The 2,812-nt window shown below is 53.1% G+C and carries 3 protein-coding genes; 1 reads left to right on the top strand and 2 read right to left on the bottom strand.

Features of this window, described 5'->3' with window-relative positions:
• Window positions 1-102 (top strand): DUF2554 family protein (locus tag FDW87_RS22280; RefSeq protein WP_252363107.1); only part of this gene is annotated, 102 nt, incomplete at its 5' end.
• 3 nt (window positions 103-105) lie between these two features.
• Here FDW87_RS22280 and FDW87_RS10550 read toward each other — a convergent pair.
• Complete coding sequence (locus FDW87_RS10550; protein ID WP_137379722.1) at window positions 106-2,067, bottom strand: U32 family peptidase; 1,962 nt, start codon at window positions 2,065-2,067, stop codon at window positions 106-108.
• A gap of 79 nt (window positions 2,068-2,146) precedes the next feature.
• The gene (locus FDW87_RS10545; RefSeq protein WP_137379721.1) at window positions 2,147-2,683 is read right to left on the bottom strand and encodes a helix-turn-helix domain-containing protein; all 537 of its coding nucleotides are present in this window, start codon (window positions 2,681-2,683) and stop codon (window positions 2,147-2,149) included.
• Window positions 2,684-2,812: the final 129 nt, after the last annotated feature.

The following is a 2,812-nucleotide window of genomic DNA, read 5'->3' as shown; positions in this document are numbered from 1 at the left end:
GACAGCGATGAACTACGAATGACGGCGGAAGAATCCGCCGCCGATCTTCGCGAACACCATTACTGGCAAAAATCACGCAAACCCGATACACATCAGAGCTAACCGTTAGCTTTTACGCTTTGGCAACGTTTTCAGCAGTTCTTCAGGGCTGACGGAAGCCACCACGCTGCCCGGCAACGGCATCTTCAGAATGTGATGTTTCATCTTGCCGATCACGTGCATTTCGCACGGTCGGCAATCAAATCTCAGCGTCAGGACCTCATCGCCGTTAACCAGCTGCATCGGCGTGGCTTTCCAGCTTTTGATATTTCCTTTCGCCTGTTTCGGACACAGGTTAAACGCAAAACGCAGGCAATGTTTGGTGATCATCACCGGCACATCGCCCTTCTCTTCATGCGCCTCATAGGCGGCATCAATCAACTGCACGCCATAACGGTGATAAAACTCTCGCGCTTTATGGTTGTAGACGTTAGCCAGAAAACTCAGATGTGTTTGCGGGTAAACCGGCGCCGGCTGGGCAACCGGTTTACGGCGACCGCGCTGATAGTTTTGCAAACGAGTTGCATCCAGCATGTCGACCGCTTCACGTCGCAGCTGATTCAGTTGACCGTTCGGCACGAACAATGCTCCCGGCAGATTCACCTGAATATTACGGGCGTAATACAGCGTTTGTCCCAGTTTTGCCAGGCCATCCTGCAGGTTGCTCAACGCTTTTTCTGCATTGTTCGCTTCCTCAAACTGGCCGTCCAGCGTATGGGTGATACTCACCTCCTCCTCACTGGTGAGCGTCAGGATCAACTGTTCCTGCCAGCCGCCCAGCTCAATATCGACCGCGACGCGGCGTTCGCTGGAGGTTTTGGTCAACGCTTGCTGCCAGTTATGATCGAGATTGCGGTTCAGCGGATGGTTGGCGCGCACTTTGTGCAGGTCGGCGAGCATTTCATTCGGCCACACCCGATAACGATTGTGCCCCGTTTTTTCAACGGTGTTGGCGCGAAATCCGACGACCTCACGCTTGATTAACACGTTCAGACCATCCCCGTTGGCCAGCGGTTCTGTTACCTCAACATCGAGATGATCTTTTGCCACCTTCAGGACTTCGCCAACCGGCAGACCGATGAACTTTGGTGAGTCGAATGCGCCGATATCCCCTTTACGGGCATTCACAAAATAATCGGTGCTGCCGCGATGGAAGGTCTTTTCCGTGGATGGAGTAAAGAAATGTTCGGTACGCCCGGCTGAAGAACGTGCAAGATCGCCGCGCTCTTCAATAATGGCGTCCAGCATCTGACGATAATGCGCGGTAATATTCTTCACATAGCTCATGTCTTTATAGCGCCCTTCAATTTTGAAGGAGCGCACGCCTGCGTCAATCAACGCGCCGAGGTTGGCGGTCTGATCGTTATCTTTCATCGACAGCAGATGTTTTTCATAGGACACCACGCGCCCCTGATCGTCTTTCAGGGTATACGGCAGGCGACAAGCCTGAGAACAGTCACCGCGGTTAGCGCTACGTCCGGTTTGCGCATGTGAAATATAACACTGGCCTGAATAGGCGACGCACAGCGCACCGTGAATGAAAAATTCAATAGTCGCATCCGTAGCCTGATGAATGGCGTTTATCTGCTCAAGGCTCAGTTCGCGCGCGAGGACAATTTGGGTGAATCCGACGTCAGATAGAAACTTCGCCTTCTCGACGCTGCGAATATCACATTGGGTGCTGGCGTGCAGCTCAATGGGAGGAATATCCAGCTCCAGAATCCCCATATCCTGCACAATCAGGGCATCAACGCCGGTCTGATACAGATCGGTAATTAATCGCTGTGCGGGCTCCAGCTCATCATCATGCAAGATTGTATTTAGCGTCACAAAGATTTTCGCCCCGTAACGATGCGCAAACGGCACCAGTTCGGCGATATCTTTCAGGCTGTTACTGGCGTTATGACGCGCGCCAAAACCCGGTCCGCCAATGTAAACGGCGTCAGCGCCGTGCAAAATGGCTTCACGTGCAATGGCGGTATCCCGGGCCGGGCTTAACAATTCAAGGTGATGAGGCTGCTGGCGCATACAGTTGTTACCATCCACAAGTGGTAAAAATGGCGGCTATTGTAGTCACAAGCGCGGCTTTTCGGAATAGTTTTCCCGATTAACCGCGCGGGTAATGGATCAGGGAATGAAAGTGAACCGTTTGTTCGCTACTGTTACGGTAGCTATGCGCCCTGTCTCCCGCAAAACGCACCCCCTCGCCGGATTTAATGGTGCGCCACTGCCCCTCAATACACATATCCAGCAGCCCATTTATCACCACCACGTGCTCTATAACGCCGGTTTCATGCGGAGTCGATTCACTGAGTGCGCCAGGTGCCAGCTGTATCGAAAAATGATCGAAGCACAGCTGTGGGTCCCACGGAAACAATGGCGTGACGACCATCGCCTGCTGCTGGGGATCGAATGTTGGCGCGCCGTCTGACTCTGGCGGTGAAATAAACGTCGAGAATGGCACGTTCAGTCCGGTAGCAATTTTCCACAATGTCGCCACCGTTGGGCTGGATTCGTTGCGCTCAATCTGCCCCAACATGGCTTTTGACACGCCGGTTTCCTCCGCCAAACGTGACAGGCTCCATTCCCGCTGGTGACGTAGCGTGCGGAGCGTTGTGGCCAGATAGTAGGTTAAGTTTTCCATTTTTCGCCTTCCTGACTCTCCTTTCTCAAGGCTACAGCTTAGCACTTGTACGCTATAACGCACAGTGCTACATTGATTGACCGTTATAACGCACACGGAGTGACTATGCGCGCATTCTCCATCCCACTA

This window comes from Citrobacter sp. wls826 (genome assembly GCF_005281245.1).
Taxonomy (GTDB): Bacteria; Pseudomonadota; Gammaproteobacteria; order Enterobacterales; family Enterobacteriaceae; genus Citrobacter; species Citrobacter braakii.
The sequence above is the reverse complement of the archived record's forward strand: the minus strand, read 5'-3'. Positions and strand labels throughout refer to the sequence as shown.